Annotated in this window: 16 protein-coding genes and 1 pseudogene; 9 read left to right on the forward strand and 8 right to left on the reverse strand. The window is 59.5% G+C overall.

The window, feature by feature from the left end; genetic code table 11:
• The first annotated feature begins 104 nt into the window (after nucleotides 1-104).
• A complete protein-coding gene (locus ACO6VD_RS16055) occupies nucleotides 105-791 on the forward strand; it encodes a Crp/Fnr family transcriptional regulator (protein WP_422420467.1) in 687 nt (228 codons plus the stop codon).
• Nucleotides 792-873: 82 nt separating this feature from the next.
• Here the strand turns inward: ACO6VD_RS16055 and ACO6VD_RS16060 are convergent, their stop codons facing one another.
• Complete coding sequence (locus ACO6VD_RS16060; protein WP_422420469.1) at nucleotides 874-1,125, reverse strand: hypothetical protein; 252 nt, start codon at nucleotides 1,123-1,125, stop codon at nucleotides 874-876.
• Between the two features lie 234 nt (nucleotides 1,126-1,359).
• Nucleotides 1,360-2,451, reverse strand: a pseudogene (locus ACO6VD_RS16065) (sensor histidine kinase); the annotation flags it as partial.
• 332 nt (nucleotides 2,452-2,783) lie between these two features.
• On the opposite strand from ACO6VD_RS16065, the gene ACO6VD_RS16070 reads away from it, so the two are divergent.
• Nucleotides 2,784-3,173, forward strand: a complete 390-nt coding sequence (locus tag ACO6VD_RS16070) for a response regulator transcription factor (protein WP_422420471.1) — start codon at nucleotides 2,784-2,786, stop codon at nucleotides 3,171-3,173.
• A gap of 9 nt (nucleotides 3,174-3,182) precedes the next feature.
• Here ACO6VD_RS16070 and ACO6VD_RS16075 read toward each other — a convergent pair whose 3' ends face one another.
• The gene (locus ACO6VD_RS16075) at nucleotides 3,183-3,347 is read right to left on the reverse strand and encodes a hypothetical protein (RefSeq protein ID WP_422420473.1); all 165 of its coding nucleotides are present in this window, start codon (nucleotides 3,345-3,347) and stop codon (nucleotides 3,183-3,185) included.
• Here ACO6VD_RS16075 and ACO6VD_RS16080 point away from each other — a divergent pair.
• The 6 genes from ACO6VD_RS16080 to ACO6VD_RS16105 all read left to right on the forward strand — a co-directional run bounded on the left by ACO6VD_RS16080 (nucleotide 3,346) and on the right by ACO6VD_RS16105 (nucleotide 8,936).
• Nucleotides 3,346-3,864, forward strand: a complete 519-nt coding sequence (locus ACO6VD_RS16080) for a hypothetical protein (protein ID WP_422420474.1) — start codon at nucleotides 3,346-3,348, stop codon at nucleotides 3,862-3,864. The two genes, ACO6VD_RS16075 and ACO6VD_RS16080, sit on opposite strands and share 2 nt — an antisense overlap.
• A 42-nt stretch (nucleotides 3,865-3,906) precedes the next feature.
• A complete protein-coding gene (locus ACO6VD_RS16085; RefSeq protein ID WP_422420476.1) occupies nucleotides 3,907-4,926 on the forward strand; it encodes a GlxA family transcriptional regulator in 1,020 nt (339 codons plus the stop codon).
• A 133-nt stretch (nucleotides 4,927-5,059) separates the two neighbouring features.
• A complete protein-coding gene (locus ACO6VD_RS16090) occupies nucleotides 5,060-5,698 on the forward strand; it encodes a response regulator transcription factor (protein WP_422420477.1) in 639 nt (212 codons plus the stop codon).
• Nucleotides 5,699-5,851: 153 nt separating this feature from the next.
• Nucleotides 5,852-7,054, forward strand: coding sequence for an NAD(P)/FAD-dependent oxidoreductase (locus ACO6VD_RS16095; protein ID WP_422420478.1), 1,203 nt, complete (start codon nucleotides 5,852-5,854; stop codon nucleotides 7,052-7,054).
• A 96-nt stretch (nucleotides 7,055-7,150) separates the two neighbouring features.
• The gene (locus ACO6VD_RS16100) at nucleotides 7,151-7,876 is read left to right on the forward strand and encodes a cysteine hydrolase (protein ID WP_422420647.1); all 726 of its coding nucleotides are present in this window, start codon (nucleotides 7,151-7,153) and stop codon (nucleotides 7,874-7,876) included.
• A 223-nt stretch (nucleotides 7,877-8,099) separates the two neighbouring features.
• Nucleotides 8,100-8,936 (forward strand): alpha/beta fold hydrolase, encoded by an 837-nt coding sequence (locus tag ACO6VD_RS16105; protein WP_422420479.1) that lies wholly within the window; start codon nucleotides 8,100-8,102, stop codon nucleotides 8,934-8,936.
• A gap of 104 nt (nucleotides 8,937-9,040) precedes the next feature.
• Here ACO6VD_RS16105 and ACO6VD_RS16110 read toward each other — a convergent pair whose 3' ends face one another.
• From ACO6VD_RS16110 to ACO6VD_RS16130, 5 genes are all read right to left on the reverse strand, one after another.
• Nucleotides 9,041-9,757 carry a murein L,D-transpeptidase catalytic domain family protein gene (locus tag ACO6VD_RS16110; RefSeq protein WP_422420480.1) on the reverse strand — a complete coding sequence of 239 codons (717 nt, stop codon included), beginning with the start codon at nucleotides 9,755-9,757 and terminating at the stop codon, nucleotides 9,041-9,043.
• 166 nt (nucleotides 9,758-9,923) lie between these two features.
• Nucleotides 9,924-10,958 carry a L,D-transpeptidase gene (locus tag ACO6VD_RS16115; RefSeq protein WP_422420482.1) on the reverse strand — a complete coding sequence of 345 codons (1,035 nt, stop codon included), beginning with the start codon at nucleotides 10,956-10,958 and terminating at the stop codon, nucleotides 9,924-9,926.
• Nucleotides 10,959-11,035: 77 nt separating this feature from the next.
• A complete protein-coding gene (locus ACO6VD_RS16120) occupies nucleotides 11,036-12,355 on the reverse strand; it encodes an aspartate aminotransferase family protein (protein WP_422420484.1) in 1,320 nt (439 codons plus the stop codon).
• Entirely contained in the window at nucleotides 12,352-13,419 is a 1,068-nt protein-coding gene (locus ACO6VD_RS16125) for a phosphotransferase (RefSeq protein ID WP_422420486.1), read from the reverse strand. The genes ACO6VD_RS16120 and ACO6VD_RS16125 overlap by 4 nt, the downstream gene beginning before the upstream one ends.
• 57 nt (nucleotides 13,420-13,476) lie before the next feature.
• Nucleotides 13,477-14,508 (reverse strand): polyamine ABC transporter substrate-binding protein, encoded by a 1,032-nt coding sequence (locus ACO6VD_RS16130; RefSeq protein ID WP_422420488.1) that lies wholly within the window; start codon nucleotides 14,506-14,508, stop codon nucleotides 13,477-13,479.
• 185 nt (nucleotides 14,509-14,693) lie between these two features.
• Between ACO6VD_RS16130 and ACO6VD_RS16135 the strand changes: the two genes are divergently transcribed.
• A complete protein-coding gene (locus tag ACO6VD_RS16135) occupies nucleotides 14,694-15,428 on the forward strand; it encodes an SDR family NAD(P)-dependent oxidoreductase (RefSeq protein ID WP_422420490.1) in 735 nt (244 codons plus the stop codon).
• Nucleotides 15,429-15,484 lie beyond the last annotated feature (56 nt).

Genomic DNA, 15,484 nt, shown 5'->3' on the forward strand with positions numbered 1-15,484 from the left:
TAGCGAACAGACTCATGACCCTGCAGCCTTCACACTATTGCTAAAGGGCGGCAAGGTACTTGTCGTCACCCAGCCCAAAGTTCTCGGTGCCACAGGAATTGCACGTGTCAGTCAACCGACCTAGCACGATAGAAAACCAATTGCTTCTGCGCCTGTCGCCAACGGAGCGCGACAGGATCGGCGCTCAAAGCGATTGCATTGAACTGTCGCACGGTAGTGTGTTGTATGTATCCGGGCACGCGATTGAACACGCCTACTTCCCACGCAGTGCTGTCATCTGCCTGATGGCGACCCTACCCGACCACCAGCCTCTGGAGATGAGCCTTGTTGGCAACGAAGGTATGCTGGGTGCCAGCCTGGTTCTGGGTGTGTCGAGCGCGCCAATGCAGGCTTCGGTGCATAGTCCCGGCAGTTGCTTACGCCTGAGCCGTGTGCAGTTGCAAGCCGCGCTGAGTGAAATTCCCGAGCTACGCACCACCCTCAATCACTATCTGCATCTGCAGGTCATGCAGTTGGCCCAGTCTGCGGCGTGCATTCATTTTCACGACATTGAACAACGCTTGGCGCGCTGGTTGTTGATGACCCACGACCGCGTCCATTGCGACCACTTCCACTTCACCCACGAATGTTTGGCAAACATGTTGGGGGTACGTCGCAGCGGCGTGACGCTAGCGGCCGGGTTGCTGCAGCATCAGGGGCTGATTCACTACACCAGAGGTGAGATTACAATCGTCGACCGCAAGGGGCTGGAGGCGGTTTCGTGCTTGTGCTACAGCGCTTTGTCAGTGTGACGCTGACTCAGGCGTCATATCCTTGGAACACGACACTATTCAAAGCTGCAGTGAACTAAGATCAGGAATATGGCTAAGTTGCCTAATGATCACGCCGCTTGGGCGATGGAGCCCTCTCGTAACTGTATCGCTCCGCATTTGAGGCAGCGATGAACGTGATACGGTTATTTCCATGAGTCTTTTCAGGCTCGTCAGGCGTGTAGCCGAGGTTGTCGTCCTGCTCTTCAGGTTGATGTTTTAACTGATGGCCTTTGGCACTAGATGAAAGCTCCTTCTCATCCTGTTTTTCAGTGCCTTGAGGAATATTTCCATTTCCATTCTTTTCGATGGTCATACCTACCTCTCAATTGCTCAGAGTTTCTGAGCTGCTTGGAGTATGCGCGTCATAAGTTTGAACGAAGCTTATACCGGACCACCGGTGCCATTATTTTTCCTAAATAAATAACGACGAAGAGGAAATTTCCCCTTCCGCTATTCGCCGTACACCCCGGCGTGTGCGCCGAAAGTGCAGGTGTCGCAGAAATGAAGCCCCTCTCGCAGGTCTTGCATCCCGTGATAAAGGCAGGTCCTACAGTGTCGGCAGCGTAAATTGCACTACCGCCCCCCTCGGTTCATTGGCGCTGACCCACAACCGTCCACAATGGCTCTCGATGATGGTTCGACAGATAGACAACCCCATGCCCAAGCCAGACGGTTTGGTGCTATAGAATGGCTCAAGTGCTTGATCGGCCGACCCCGAGGCGAACCCCGGCCCCGAGTCGACCACCCTCACCTGCACACAGCCCTCGCTATTCAGCGCTGTACCGATCCACAACACCCTACCCCCTTCCTCAACGTCATCCATTGCTTCCAACGCATTGAGGATGAGGTTGAGCAGCACCTGCTGCAGCTCCACCCGATCACCCTCTACCAGGGGTAAGGCATCCGCCAGTTGCATATGCACCTGAGCACCATGCTTGCAGGTTGCGCAATGGGTGAACTCGACCATTTCGCGGATTGCCTCGTTGATGTCCACCGGCTCTTTCTGCTGCGGCGTCTTGCGGATCATTCCGCGAATCCGGCCCAGCACATCTGCCGCGCGGTTGGCGTCCCGAATGATGTTGCCGAGCACCAGTCCCACCTCCTCCAGGTTAGGTGGCTGGGCCGCCAGCCAGCGCTGCGCGGCATGGGCGTTGGTGACGGTAGCGCCGATGGGCTGGTTGACTTCATGGGCAATTGAGGCGGCGAGTTGCCCCATGGTGGCTACGCGATTGGCATGAGCCAGTTCCGTCTGCACTTCACGATAACGCCGCTCGCCTTCACGCACCTTCTCTTCGGCCTGCTTTCGCTCGGTAAGATCAAGGACGCACGCCACACCCTCCCGGCGGCTGGCATCGAGGGTGGCTACACCGACAATCACCGGCAACCGACCGCCACCCTTGCGCACGTACTCCTTCTCGAAAGGCTGCGCCCAGCCGACCCTGACCGCCTCTAGCATGGCCTGCTCGGTCTCCTCGAACAGTTCCGCGGGTGTCAGATCCCGCCAGCTCATGCTGCCGAAGGCTACATCCTCCCTCCGATAACCCACCATGCGCAGGAACGCATCATTGGCCTCGGTGATCTCGCCATCGTTGCGCCACAGCACGATGCCAATGATATTGGTATTCATCAGGCAGCGGATGTCGATCACGGCAGCCCCTTGCCCCATTCCCTGCTCTCGAGATAACGCGCGCTCTCCATCGTCCCACAGTGTCTGCAGCCTATTACCCATCGTTGCAAGTACCCCCTGTGGTTGCTTGTCTGCGCAGCCTTTCAGGGCGTCGGCAAGGTCTGCGGTGAGGCTATCGCGCCTGGGAAGTCAGCGGCTAGGACAACCATCCCGGAATTTCTGCCACGAACCGTGGGCGTCCTGTTCGCGTCGACCCATGCGCCAGCAATACCTAGGTGTCATTTGCCAGCGGACAGGAGCGCGTATCGTGAAAGGAACGAAGACGCCGTCGTGAGCCCCGCAAAATGCCGGAAACTAAAACCCGCAACTCGGCCGTTATTGCAATCGTGGATGACGACGAATCTTTTCGTGCGGCATTGGCTACCTTATTGAGATCCAGCGGATACCGCGCGCGAACCTATAGCGATGCCCAGGACTTCCTGAGTTCCGATGGCCCTTGCCAAGCCCACTGTCTGATTTCGGATATCCAAATGCCAGGTATGAGCGGTTTTGAACTCCATGACCGGCTGGTGCTGCTGGGGTTACGCCTGCCAACGGTATTCATCACCGCATACCCCGAGGCACCGTCGCTCATCGGTAATCTTTGTCCGGCGCTGGTCGCCTGCCTGCTGCCCAAGCCGTTCGAGGCCGACAAGCTTCTTATCTGTGTTGAGTCCGCCCTTCGACGACGTTGAACCAAAGTATCAAGACACCAGGCGAGGGTATGAACTCACCAACTTCAGGTAGAAGTGCTCCTGAGTATCCGAAGGCTTATCGTGATTGCCGAGCGCTGGAGTGTCTTCACTGAGCAACGCTCGCCCTGCCTGTGGAGGGGCGTCGGTCAACGGGTGCAGAGGAATGAACGTCATGAACCATGCCATTGACAGTCTCGCCGGGGCGATGTCGGTCGCCACCCGGATAGAGCTGGTGGTGCTGCTTCAGCAGCAGTACATGCTCACTGCCCAGCTGCACTGTAATCTGCAGCTGGCCCAATGGCTTTTGCGCCGCTTCAGCTTTAGAGCCCTGCGCAAAGTACTGCGTAGCATGGCACTCATGGCGGCCAGCCAGCTTTCCCGGCTTGCCCATCCCATTACCGGGCTGGGCGGCTATCTGCCTTGTGCCAACACGCTGGTTTTCGACAACATCGCGTCCCTTGGATTCTCCGATTGTATTGCCCAGGTACTACGGGATCTCGAAGAACTGGAGCGTTTGGCAGATTGCCTCAACCGGTTGCTGGAGGGCGCTTCGATCACTGGCGAATGGCCCGATAGCCTTCGGCTGGAGGACACCCGAGAGGCCTGCCGGCTGCTGGTTGCGAGGATACGTCATGTGCTGGCCCCCGATGCCGAATTCGCAAGCGCGGCTGTCGGTGTCGCCGATCAATGATAAAATTGCAGTTCTCTTCGCGAGTCCGACCATGGCAGGCCTATGAACATGCCCAGCCTCGAGTCTTCGCTTCAGCCCGCGAACCAGCCTCGACTGGTGGTCTGCGTGGTCTATCCGAAAATGGCACTACTGGACCTCAGCGGTGCCCAAACCGTGTTTTGGGCGGCTTCCAGGGCCATGGTGAAACGGGGGCTGCCAGGCTACCGGTTGCACACCTGCAGCCTGGAAGGCGGGTTGATCGAGACGGTGGAAGGCATGTTCGTGGATACACTCCCCCTCGAGCAGTCGCCAGACCAACCGGTGGACACGCTCATCGTTCCCGGCGCTCCCGATATCTGCAAGACCCTCGACGACTACCAGCCGCTGGTGGACTGGCTTCGCGGTGCCGCTGGCCGGGCACGGCGAATTGCCTCGGTCTGTAGCGGCGCCTTCCTGCTGGCCAAGGCCGGCCTGCTCGACGGCCGCCGTGCTGCCACCCACTGGGCCATGTGCGAAGACCTGCGCGCACGGTTTCCCGAAGTCGAGGTGGACGACGATGCCATCTTCATCCAGCAGGACCAGATATGGACCTCCGCCGGGGTGACCGCCGGGATCGACCTGGCCCTGGCCATGGTCGAGGGTGATTGCGGTCGGGAGGTGTCCATGTATGTGGCCCGGCAACTGGTGGTGTACCTCAAGCGCCCCGGCGGCCAGGCCCAGTACAGCACGCTGCTGCAGAGCCAGTCTCGCGATGCGGCCGTGTTCGATGGCCTGCACCTGTGGATGATGGAAAACCTGGGCGATGAAAAGCTTACGGTGGAGGACCTTGCCCAGCAGGTGCAGATGAGCCCGCGCAACTTCTCCCGGGTCTACAAGCTGAAAACCGGCCGTACCCCCGGCAAGGCGCTGGAACTGTTTCGTCTGGAGGCGGCTCGGCGGATGCTGGAGAACTCACGCCGAAATATCGACCGGATCGCCTATCTCTGTGGCTTCGGTGACGAGGAGCGCATGCGCACTACCTTCCAGCGCAATCTCTCCATCTCTCCGCGGGATTACCGCAGCCGCTTCTCCCGCGCCAGTTGAACATGGGGACGCCCGCACCGGTGTGCTGGCAATAACCAAGGGGTATTTGGCATTGGCGGTCGAATGCATTGCCCCTAGGATTTGCCCAACCGAGCTGCCATCGGCCCCTATCAACAAGGAACACCGTCCCCCCATGAACAGCAGTACCGCCGGCGCCGAACCCTTCATCTATGTCATGGACGACGACAGCATGATCCGAGAGTCCGTGGGCAGCCTGTTGCGTTCCATCGGCCTGCGGGTCGGGTTGTTCGCCAGCGTGGACGACTTCATGTCCTTCCCCCGCCCCGATGTACCTGGCTGCATGGTCCTCGATGTACGCCTCCAAGGCGCCAGCGGCCTGGACTTCCAGGGTTACCTCGCCGCGGCCGACATCCACGTGCCGATCATCTTCATGACCGGCTACGGCGATATCGCGATGACTGTGCGCGCCATGAAGGCCGGCGCCATCGACTTCCTCACCAAGCCCTTCCGTGACCAGGACCTGATCGACGCCGTTGCCTTTGCCATTGCCAAAGACCGCCAACGTCGCGAGACGGAACAGGGCAGACAGGCACTGCGCAGTTGCTATGAAATGCTCAGTAGCCGGGAGCGGACAGTCATGGCGCTCGCCGTGTCCGGGCTAATGAACAAACAGATCGCCGGGGTCCTGGGGCTGAGTGAAATCACGGTGAAGACCCATCGCGGCCAAGCCATGCGCAAGATGAATGCGCGCACCTTTGCCGATCTGGTACGCATGGGGCAAGCGCTCGGATTGCATGACGACTGCGCCTGAAAAGACTTTGGTATATATCCACGAGACCTAGGCGCGGTTGTTCAATCCTCATGTAGAAGTGCCCGAAAAAAGACTCTCGAATAAGATTTTTCCGTAGCGACTGACTTGAAGGACAGTCTCCAAGTTCAATCATTCTTATTCGGGGAGCACGTTATGAAACAGCATATTCTGATCATCGGCGCGGGTTTTGGCGGTGTCTGGAGTGCCTTGAGCGCCGCCCGCCTGCTGGACATGCATGATCGCAACGACGTGAAGATCAGCGTGCTCGCTCCGCAGGCGGAACTGCGGATGCGCCCGCGCTTCTACGAGCCTGATGTGCACAAGATGTTCGCCCCGCTGGGTGACCTGTTCGACGCCGTAGGTATCCGCTTCATCAAGGGCACTGCCCAGGCCATCAACGAACAGTACCGCACCGTTACCTACCATGACGAAGCCGGCGACCTGGTCGCGCTGGGCTATGATCGCCTGGTGCTGGCGGCGGGCAGCCAGCTGCATCGCCCGAACCTGGACGGTATCGAGCAACACACCTTCGACGTGGACCAGATCGAAGGCGCGGTTCGCCTGGAAAACCATCTCAAGTCCCTCAAGAACCGCCCGTTCACACCGGCGCGCAATACAGTGGTGGTCGCCGGTGGAGGCTTCACCGGCATCGAAACGGCCACAGAGATGCCCGAGCGCCTGCGTGCAGTGTTGGGTGCCGACAGTCAGGTCCGGGTCGTCATCGTCGATCGTGGCGCCCAGGTGGCCGCCGTTCTGGGTGACGAAATTCGCGGTCCCATCCTCGAGGCCTCGAAACACCTGGGCGTCGAATGGATCGTCGATGCCAGCGTGTCCTCCGTGGATGCCGACGGCGTGACCCTTGAGGACGGTACCCGGATCGAGGCCAGTACCGTTATCTGGACGGTCGGTTTCCGTGCCAGCCCGCTTACCGAGCGCCTGAGCGGCGTGCGCGACCCGCAAGGACGACTGCACGTCGATGGCAACCTCAAGGTCTGCCAGCAGGACTACGTGTTCGCGGCTGGCGATGTAGCCAACGCTGCGACCGATGATCTTGGCAACTTCTCGGTGATGTCCTGCCAGCACGCCATCGCCCTGGGCCGGCATGCCGGCAATAACGCCGCCGCCGACCTGCTGGGCATCGACCCGACACCGTACCGCCAGCCGAAGTACGTGACCTGCCTGGACCTTGGTACCTGGGGAGCGGCCTTCACCGAGGGTTGGGATCGCCAGCTCAAGCTGGTCAAGCACGAAGCCAAGGCACTCAAGAGCCAAATCAACACGGTCTGGATCTACCCACCGGCCGCCGACCGTGCCACTGCCCTGGCTGCGGCAGATCCGGCCATCCCGGTGGCCTGATTGCGCTCGGCGACCCTTCACGAGGATATGCAGATGACCTTCAACAGCCCCCATCGCGCAACCATGCTCTACGCCACCCTGCTGGGCGCCCTCCTTATGGCACCCGGCATCGGCTACTGCAGCGGGACGCCCTACGCCGATCCGGTCAAACCGTCGCTTCCGGCCTCAACCTACCAATGGGACATGGGCCGGACCGCATTGGTCGTGATCGACCCGCAGATCGACTTCATGAGTTCAAAGGGCGCGGGCTGGGCGGTCTTCGGCGAGAGCGTTACCGAGCAGCACCTGGTCCCGAACCTGGGACGACTTTTCGCGGCCTTCAAGAAAGCCGGTGCAACCGTAGCCATCTCGCCGCACTACTACTATCCCCACGACCACAAGTGGGCGTTCGAGGCACCAGCCGAGACCGTACAGCACAGGCTTGGCCTCTTCGATCGCAAGGGCGCGCTGACGCTGGACGGTTTCCGCAACTCGGGCGCCGATTTCATGCCGGAGTTCAAGCCTTTCATCGAAGACGGCAAGACGCTCGTGGCGTCGCCGCACAAGTTGTATGGCCCGCAGAGCAACGACCTGATGCTGCAGCTGCGCAAGCAACGGATCGACAAGATTGTGCTGGCCGGCATGGCCGCCAACCTGTGCGTCGAGTCGCACCTTCGCGAGTTCCTCGAGCGCGGTTTCGAGGTGGTCGTCGTACGTGACGCCATCGCCGGGCCGAAGCTGCCTGACGGCGACGGTTACGGCAGTGCGCTGATCAACTTCCGCTACATCGCCAACGGCCTGGTGACCACCGACGAGGTGGTGAAAAAGCTGGAAGGTCGCTGATCACCGGACCGCCCCATCTACTGAGCGGACACGGGAGCCTCAATGGCGCCTGAGCCCGCTGACTGACGCGGAGTTACCCATGAGCGATACCACGAACCTTGGGCCCCACAGCCCAGACAGGCGGGATTTCCTGTTGCTCGGCGTGGGAGTCGCGGCCCTCGCCGCCATACCCTCGACGATCTTCGCTGCACTCTCATCCCCCCCTGACCACGGAATCATGACCATGAGCAAAGTGACCACCCGAGAGGGCGTTGAAATCTTCTACAAGGACTGGGGGCCGAAGAGCGCCCAGCCAATCGTGTTCCACCATGGCTGGCCCCTGAGCAGTGACGATTGGGACAGCCAGGCGCTGTTCTTCGTTGCCCATGGCTATAGGGTCATCGCCCATGACCGGCGCGGTCACGGCCGCTCTTCCCAGGTAAGCGACGGCCACGACATGGACCACTACGCGGCGGACGTCGCGGAACTGGTGCAACAGCTGGACCTGCGCAACGCGGTGCATATCGGTCATTCGACCGGTGGCGGCGAGGCGGCGCGCTATGTAGCCCGGTATGGACAAGTACAGAAGCGCGTGGCCAAGCTGGTGCTGATTGGTGCGGTGCCGCCGATCATGGTGAAGACCGCGGCGAATCCGGGCGGTATTCCCCTCGAGGTCTTTGACGGTTTCCGCAGGAAACTGGCTGCCAACCGAGCGCAATTCTATCTGGAGGTTGCCAGCGGCCCGTTCTACGGCTTCAACCGCCCGGGCGCTGTGGTTTCACAGGGACTGATCCACAACTGGTGGCGACAAGGCATGGCCGGCGCGGCCAACGCCCACTATGACTGCATCAAGGCCTTCTCGCAGACCGATTTTACCGAGGACCTGCGGGCGATCGGCGTGCCGACCCTGGTCATGCACGGAGACGACGACCAGGTCGTTCCGATTGCCGCCTCCGCGCTGCTATCAAGCAAGTTGCTGAAAAATGCCACCCTCAAAGTGTTCGAGAAATACCCGCACGGGATGTGCGCAACGCATAGCGAGGTGATCAACCAGGAGCTGTTGAAGTTCGTTCGCGGCTGATTGGACGCGCAAGCCCCCCGCAGGCGCTGAGTTGGCCAAGAGAATGCTTCAGCCTCCTTCTCTTGCGTCGACACCCGGCCGCAGGTGGGGACGTGGCACTGCTACTACTTGCGAGCGAGCGCTTGATTGGCCAGCGAACAGCTCTGCGTGTTAAGGAAGCGCGATTTTTTCAGCCAGTCCTGCTGCGGGTAATAGGCGAACACATAGCTACCGCGTCGCAGCGAATCGATCAGCTTGCCGGCAATTGCCGGCCGAACGGCAGGACAACCCTGGCTGCGACCCAGGCGCCCGAGACCGGCAACGACCTTGGGATCGGCATACGCGGCGGCATGCATGACAATCGCCCGCGACATGCTGTTGTCGTTGAACCCCGGCTCCAGCCCTTGCAGGCGCAGCGAGCGGCCGTGCTTGCCGCTGTAGGTCTGACCGGTTTCATACAGGCCGATGGAGGATTGGTAGCTGTTCGGGGTGTTGGAGAACGTCGTCGGTACATCGGCGCCGCTGTTCTTGCCATGGGCGACCCATTCTTCGAACAACAGTTTCTTCGAGCGCAGGTCGAATACCCACAGACGCTTGTCACGCGATGCCTTGGAGTAGTCGATCACGGTGAGCAATTTATCCGCGTCGCTGTGACTGGCGCACTCGTAGGCGGTGAGTGCCAGGGTCAGGGTCGAAAGATTGGCGTTCGGCGCCAATTGCTGCAGATCGGCAGCGCTAGGCAGCGTCTGGGCCTGGGCGGTGTGCCAGGCGCTCAGGAAAAACAGGCCAACACTGGCCACTGAAAGCCGGATGGCTCCCCGCAATGGTTCGAACAGCGACATGGATTATCCTGTTAAAGACCTGTCTGCGCTCGTGAAGCCGTCAACAGGCGTTAAGTCCTAGTGGTCGGTGTTGCTTGGCGTTGTTATGGCTCGCTCTCCGAGCGAAAACATCAGCTGGATCGAAGTCAAAGTCCACTACTCTGCTTGATTTTTCCAGAATTGCCGATCATTTCTTGACCAATGGTTTAGGTTCTTCACTGTCTTCGGTGCTGACCACGGTGAATTCTCCATTGCTGCGGGTATCCCGGGTGGACGCCCAGTCGGTGATCACCAGCGTCGTACCGATGTCCATCGCCGCGCGTAAATGACGACGGAATTCCGGATTCATGTTCAATTGGCCCAATTGTTCATAGGGTGTATCCCCGTACTCCGGATTGCTCATCCCCACCACCGACCAGCGTAATGGTAGCGCGGCGTCGAGTGCCAAAGCGGATGGCTTTTGCAACAGGGAATACACCGCCATGCCACTGCGATGCTGGCTGCTTTCAAGCGACGAGGCTGGCGCCGAGCCGATCAACTGGCCACCACGGTACACGTAGGCACGCAGGTCGGCGCGACTGATCAGGATCGACAACGGCCCCGCCGTCGGGTCCGGATCGTTCCAGAACTGTTGGTTGCTCAATACCAGCGGGCCTTGGGCCTTGCCCTCGCTGACCGTAGGCGCGAGCACACCGGGGTGATAGACCTCCACCGGTGCACTATGGGTGTCGGAAACGATGACGGTGGTCGAGCTGAAACCGGTGACTTCGTAGAGACTCTTGGCGAACGCCAGCGGTAGGCGCACGCAACCATGTGAGGCGGGGTAGCCAGGTAGATGGCCAGCGTGCAGGGCAATGCCGTCCCACGTCAGACGCTCCATGTAGGGCATCGGCGCGCTGTTGTAGAGGCTGGATTTATGCTCGACCTTTTTCTGCAGAATGCTGAATACCCCGGTGGGGGTTTCGCGCCCTTCCTTGCCGCTGCTCACGGTGCTGACGCCGATGGCGATGCCGTTGCGATAGACGTAGGCACGTTGCTCGGTGAGGCTGACTACCACGGTTACCGGTCCCACCGGCGAGACCTGTGGATACCAGAGAAACTGGCCAGGCTTGAGACTGTCGAGCCTGGCCCTGAGTTCGGTCGGCGTGGGCACCTGCAGCGGAGCCGCTTCGACCAAGGCAGCGGCAAGTAACAGACCCAGAGCGAGCGGTAGATGCATCATCGAATCCATTCTCGGAGAACCATGCCCCCAGCTTAGCTGGAAGCGCTTGGCGCGACTATGCCCCTAACAAACGAGCATCAATGAACTTCCTGCAGTGCGACATCGACCGCCCCGATAAGAATGTCCGCATGTTCTTCAGTGAACGCCAATAACGGTCGTATCTTCAGCACGTTTTCAAGCGGGCCTGCGGCACTGATCAGCACGCCATGTTCACGCATTGCGTTGACCACCTTGCGCGCCTGCTCGGCTGCGGGGCTCTTCGTCGCACGGTCAGTGACCAGCTCAACACCGAGGAACATGCCAGCGCCCCTGACGTCACCGATCATTTCATGGCGCTGCGCAAGCTTGGTCAGGCCATCCAGCAGATAACCGCCAATGTCATGCGATCGCTGCTGCAGATGTTCGTCCCTTATGACGTCCAGCACAGCCTGGCCTGCTGCACACGAGACCGGGTTGCCGCCAAACGTATTGAAGTAGCGCATGTTCTTTCCGAACTCATCGACTACCTCGGAGCGTCCCACAATACCGGCAATCGGCTGGCCATTACCCATGGGCTTACCGAGCGTGACAATGTCCGGACGCACGTTATGCCGCGAAAAACCCCACATGTTCAGACCGGTACGGGCAAAGCCTGGCTGTACCTCGTCTGCGATGTACAGCATGCCTTCTGCCTGGGCCAACGCCACACCTTCAGCGAGAAAGCCCGCCGGCCCAGGCAGGACGCCGTCGCTGGAGAAAATGCCATCCAGCAAAATAGCCGCGGGACGGATGCCGTGGGCTTGCAAGTCATCGATCGCGGCACGTACGTCTGCGGCGAACGTCGACGCAACGTTCTCGGCCCCCAGACGGTAAGCGTCAGGTGCGCGAACGGTACGGACATGCGCCGGGAGCACCATGGCGCGACCGAGCGACGGCGAAAGCTCGGCGATGTCTCCCGTTACACCGTGGTAGGCAAACTGGGTGATGATCACGCCGGTACCGCCGGTGTACTGCTTGGCGATCCGCAGCGCCAGGTCATTCGCTTCGCTGCCGGTACAGGTGAACATGACGCGATCCAGGTCACCCGTGAATGTGCCCAACAACTGCTCGGCATAGTCGAGAATGCCTTCCTGCAGGTAGCGGGTATGCGTGTTCAGCACAAGCGATTGCCGATACATTGCCTCAACCACGCGGGGATGGCAGTGACCGATGGAAGCGACGTTGTTGTAGGCATCCAGATAACGACGCCCCTGCTCATCGAAGAGCCAAACGCCCTCCCCCCGAACGGTATGCAGCGGTCGTTCGTAGAAAAGACGGTACGCCGGGCCCAACAGGCGCTCGCGGCGCTCGATCAAGCGTCGTTCCGTTTGCGAAAGCCGGTTTGCGTCCTCTGAAGTGAAACCGTTGGTCATGCTCATGCTTTCACCTCTCGCAGGCACGCTGAAGAAATTCGATCTTCAATTTCAGATCGAGACAGCGACGCCATTGCATTCAAATTTGCCCACGCGCGCTGGGCGTTTCGCAGGATGTACTGACGATTCTCAGGATGCAGCTCGGCGCGCCATGAGTTGATGCACAGGGCTAATGCCAACCGCGTAGCCAGCAGCTCCGGCAGCAGCGCCAACTCGTCATGGGTAAGCGGATTGTGTTGGTGGTACGCGCCAATGACATCCAGTGCCGGCTCCAGGACATCGCCGTCTTGCCCAAGTTGGTATGAAGCGGCCACCGCGACTTCGTTGACCAAGGGGGCGTACACCATGTCACCGAAATCCAGGATGCTGCGCAGGACATCAGGGCGCTTGGCATCGACGATAATATTGTGCGGGTTCGTGTCATTGTGAATCACCTGCTTGCGCAACTGAGGGATCCGCGGCAAGACGACGGATTCGTACAGCTCGAGACTTTGTTCGACCAGGCTTCGCCCCTGACCTGGCTCGATGTGAATCAGCAGCGGTCGCAGCTGCGCGGCATGCTGCATGTCCCAGAGCAGCGCATGCCCGGCGGCTGGATGAGTGAAACCTTGCAGCGCTACATCAAGCCGGGCAATGGACTGCCCAATGACTCGGCGAAACACCGTGGTGGTGCGACTCACGCAGTGAAGGGGCATACCGTCTGCAAAAGACAGGAGCCGGGCCAGCATGCGCTGCCCATCAATCTCGACAAAGGTGGCGTACTGGCCTGCAAGCGACGGATGCACGCGTTGAACCGGAAGATCGGGATCTCGAAGCTCGATCCTGCGCATCGCCTGGTTGTGGAAGTCGACCACATCGGGGTTCTCAAGCGGATGGGAGAGCTTGAACAAACGAGATGAGCCGTCTTCAAGGATCACGCGGAAATTCAGGTCTCGCTCTCCACCCAATTTTTCCAGCTTGCCGCTTAAACCAAATTGCTGCTGGAGCACCGCGCCCGCTTGCGCATCGGTGACCAGCGCTGGAGCAGCTTCCAGTAAGCTGTCATCAACCGCTAAATTTTCAAGTGGCATGTCTCACGTCCTCATCCGGCTTGCTAATGGCGCCCCGGTTTCCCAGGGCGCCATTTATCACTTATTGACCCAAGCGTTGAATCGCTCCTCCAGATCTTCACCATGGTCGATCCAGAACTCGGCGTCGGTAGCCCGGGCGTTTTTCAGATTTTCCGGTGCAGTCGGGAGTTTTTCGCCCACTTGCTTATCTACCAGGCTCATCGCATTTGTGTTGCTGGGCCCATACGGGATGGCTTCGACGAAATTCTTCTGTTGAACAGGCTCGCTGGCAAATGCGATGAAGCTTTCTGCCAGTTCTTTTTTCTTGGAGCCTTTGACGATCGCCCAGTGGTCAAGGTCGTAAAGGCTGCCATTCCATTGCATTGCAAATGACTGGCCCTCCTCCTGGGCAGAGGTGACACGACCGTTATAAGCGGAAGTCATGACCACGTCACCGGCTACCAGCCATTGCAGCGGCTGCGCGCCGGAATCCCACCACTGGATGTTGGGTTTGATCTCGTCGAGCTTTTTGAAAGCGCGCTGAATACCCGCTTCAGTGCCGAGAAGCGTGTAGACATCCTGGTTGCTTACTCCGTCCGCAAGCAGCGCGAACTCCAGGGTGAATTTCGCTCCGCGACGAAGGCCGCGCTTACCGGGATATTTTTTCATGTCCCAGAAATCGGCCCAACCTTGCGGGCTTTCGGCGAGCTTCTTGGGATCGTAGGTAAGCACAGTCGACCAGATGAAAATGCCGACGCCACAGTCGCTCACTGCAGCCGGAATGAAATCCTCCTTCTTGCCTATCCGGCTCCAGTCCAGGGGCTCGAACAACCCTTCGCTGCAACCACGGATAAGCTCGGGAGATTCGACCTCGACAACATCCCAACTGGTTTTGCCGGTGTCGGCCATCACCTTGATCTTGGCCATTTCGCCATTGTAGTCATCGGCCGTGATGGTCGTGGCGTGCTGGGCTGTGAAGGGTTTGTAGAAGGCCTTTTCCTGAGCCTGGCGATTGTTTCCGCCAAAGGACACCACGGTCAGCTTTTCCGCGGCATTGAGCGGGCCTGCAAGTGTTCCAAGCAAAAGTACAGCTGCGATTTTCTTATTCATGCGTCTCTCCAGGTCAGCTACGGGTCGTGGGCAGCTTTAAAGGGATGGCAGTTTTCTTGTAGTGGCAGCAATCGATCGAAATGTGACGCTTCCCCGGTGGGGACAAAATCCATTAAAACACATAATAAATATGATGCATCATATTTTGATCTACACTCATCCTCACCACTGAAAGGGATCTCGTCATGACCGATCAACGTACTTTGCTTCTCACCGGTGCCAGTCGGGGCATTGGCCACGCGACCGTGAAACATTTCAGCGCCGCGGGTTGGAGAGTGTTTACCGCTTCAAGACAGGATCTGGGCGAAGGCTGCCCATGGGCCGAGGGGCTGGCCAACCACATTCACCTCGACCTCGGGAACGTCGAGGAGGTACAGAGCAGACTTCCAGAAATCAGGGAAAAGCTCGGTGGCCGACTGGATGCACTGGTGAACAACGCCGGCATGTCACCGAAGGGCTCAGATGGGCTGCGACTAGGGGTCCTGGAGTCCGACTATTCGACATGGCTGAACGTCTTCAATGTGAACATCTTCTCGACAGCACTGCTGGCTCGGGGGCTTTTCGAGGAGCTGAAGACGGCGCGAGGCTCGGTTATTAACGTCACCTCCATTGCCGGGTCACGCGTCCACCCGTTTGCAGGTGTCGCTTACGCCTGTTCGAAAGCGGCGCTTTCCGCCCTGACTCGCGAAATGGCGCATGACTTCGGGCCTCACGGTGTTCGCGTAAACGCGATCGCTCCGGGGGAAATCGACACCTCCATCCTCTCCGCCGGCACCGAGCTGATAGTCGAGCGTTCGATCCCGATGAAACGCATGGGCAAGCCCGAGGAAGTCGCCGCACTGGTGCATTTCCTTTGCACCCACGGCGCTTCGTATATCAATGGCGCAGAAATCCACGTAAACGGTGGGCAACATGTTTGAGTTACTCGATAATCGCTAGCGGTAGCCTCCCCTCTCCAGCCGGGCATGTGCCGCAC

The sequence above is a fragment of the Pseudomonas sp. GZD-222 genome (genome assembly GCF_049310525.1).
Lineage (GTDB): Bacteria > Pseudomonadota > Gammaproteobacteria > Pseudomonadales > Pseudomonadaceae > Aquipseudomonas.

Coding starts and splice junctions, on each gene's coding strand:
- ACO6VD_RS16060 (WP_422420469.1), bottom strand. CDS start 1,125: ATGACCATCGAAAAGAATGGAAATGGAAATATTCCTCAAGGCACTGAA.
- ACO6VD_RS16070 (WP_422420471.1), top strand. CDS start 2,784: ATGCCGGAAACTAAAACCCGCAACTCGGCCGTTATTGCAATCGTGGAT.
- ACO6VD_RS16080 (WP_422420474.1), top strand. CDS start 3,346: ATGAACCATGCCATTGACAGTCTCGCCGGGGCGATGTCGGTCGCCACC.
- ACO6VD_RS16075 (WP_422420473.1), bottom strand. CDS start 3,347: ATGACGTTCATTCCTCTGCACCCGTTGACCGACGCCCCTCCACAGGCA.
- ACO6VD_RS16085 (WP_422420476.1), top strand. CDS start 3,907: ATGAACATGCCCAGCCTCGAGTCTTCGCTTCAGCCCGCGAACCAGCCT.
- ACO6VD_RS16090 (WP_422420477.1), top strand. CDS start 5,060: ATGAACAGCAGTACCGCCGGCGCCGAACCCTTCATCTATGTCATGGAC.
- ACO6VD_RS16095 (WP_422420478.1), top strand. CDS start 5,852: ATGAAACAGCATATTCTGATCATCGGCGCGGGTTTTGGCGGTGTCTGG.
- ACO6VD_RS16100 (WP_422420647.1), top strand. CDS start 7,151: ATGGCACCCGGCATCGGCTACTGCAGCGGGACGCCCTACGCCGATCCG.
- ACO6VD_RS16105 (WP_422420479.1), top strand. CDS start 8,100: ATGAGCAAAGTGACCACCCGAGAGGGCGTTGAAATCTTCTACAAGGAC.
- ACO6VD_RS16110 (WP_422420480.1), bottom strand. CDS start 9,757: ATGTCGCTGTTCGAACCATTGCGGGGAGCCATCCGGCTTTCAGTGGCC.
- ACO6VD_RS16115 (WP_422420482.1), bottom strand. CDS start 10,958: ATGATGCATCTACCGCTCGCTCTGGGTCTGTTACTTGCCGCTGCCTTG.
- ACO6VD_RS16120 (WP_422420484.1), bottom strand. CDS start 12,355: ATGAGCATGACCAACGGTTTCACTTCAGAGGACGCAAACCGGCTTTCG.
- ACO6VD_RS16125 (WP_422420486.1), bottom strand. CDS start 13,419: ATGCCACTTGAAAATTTAGCGGTTGATGACAGCTTACTGGAAGCTGCT.
- ACO6VD_RS16130 (WP_422420488.1), bottom strand. CDS start 14,508: ATGAATAAGAAAATCGCAGCTGTACTTTTGCTTGGAACACTTGCAGGC.
- ACO6VD_RS16135 (WP_422420490.1), top strand. CDS start 14,694: ATGACCGATCAACGTACTTTGCTTCTCACCGGTGCCAGTCGGGGCATT.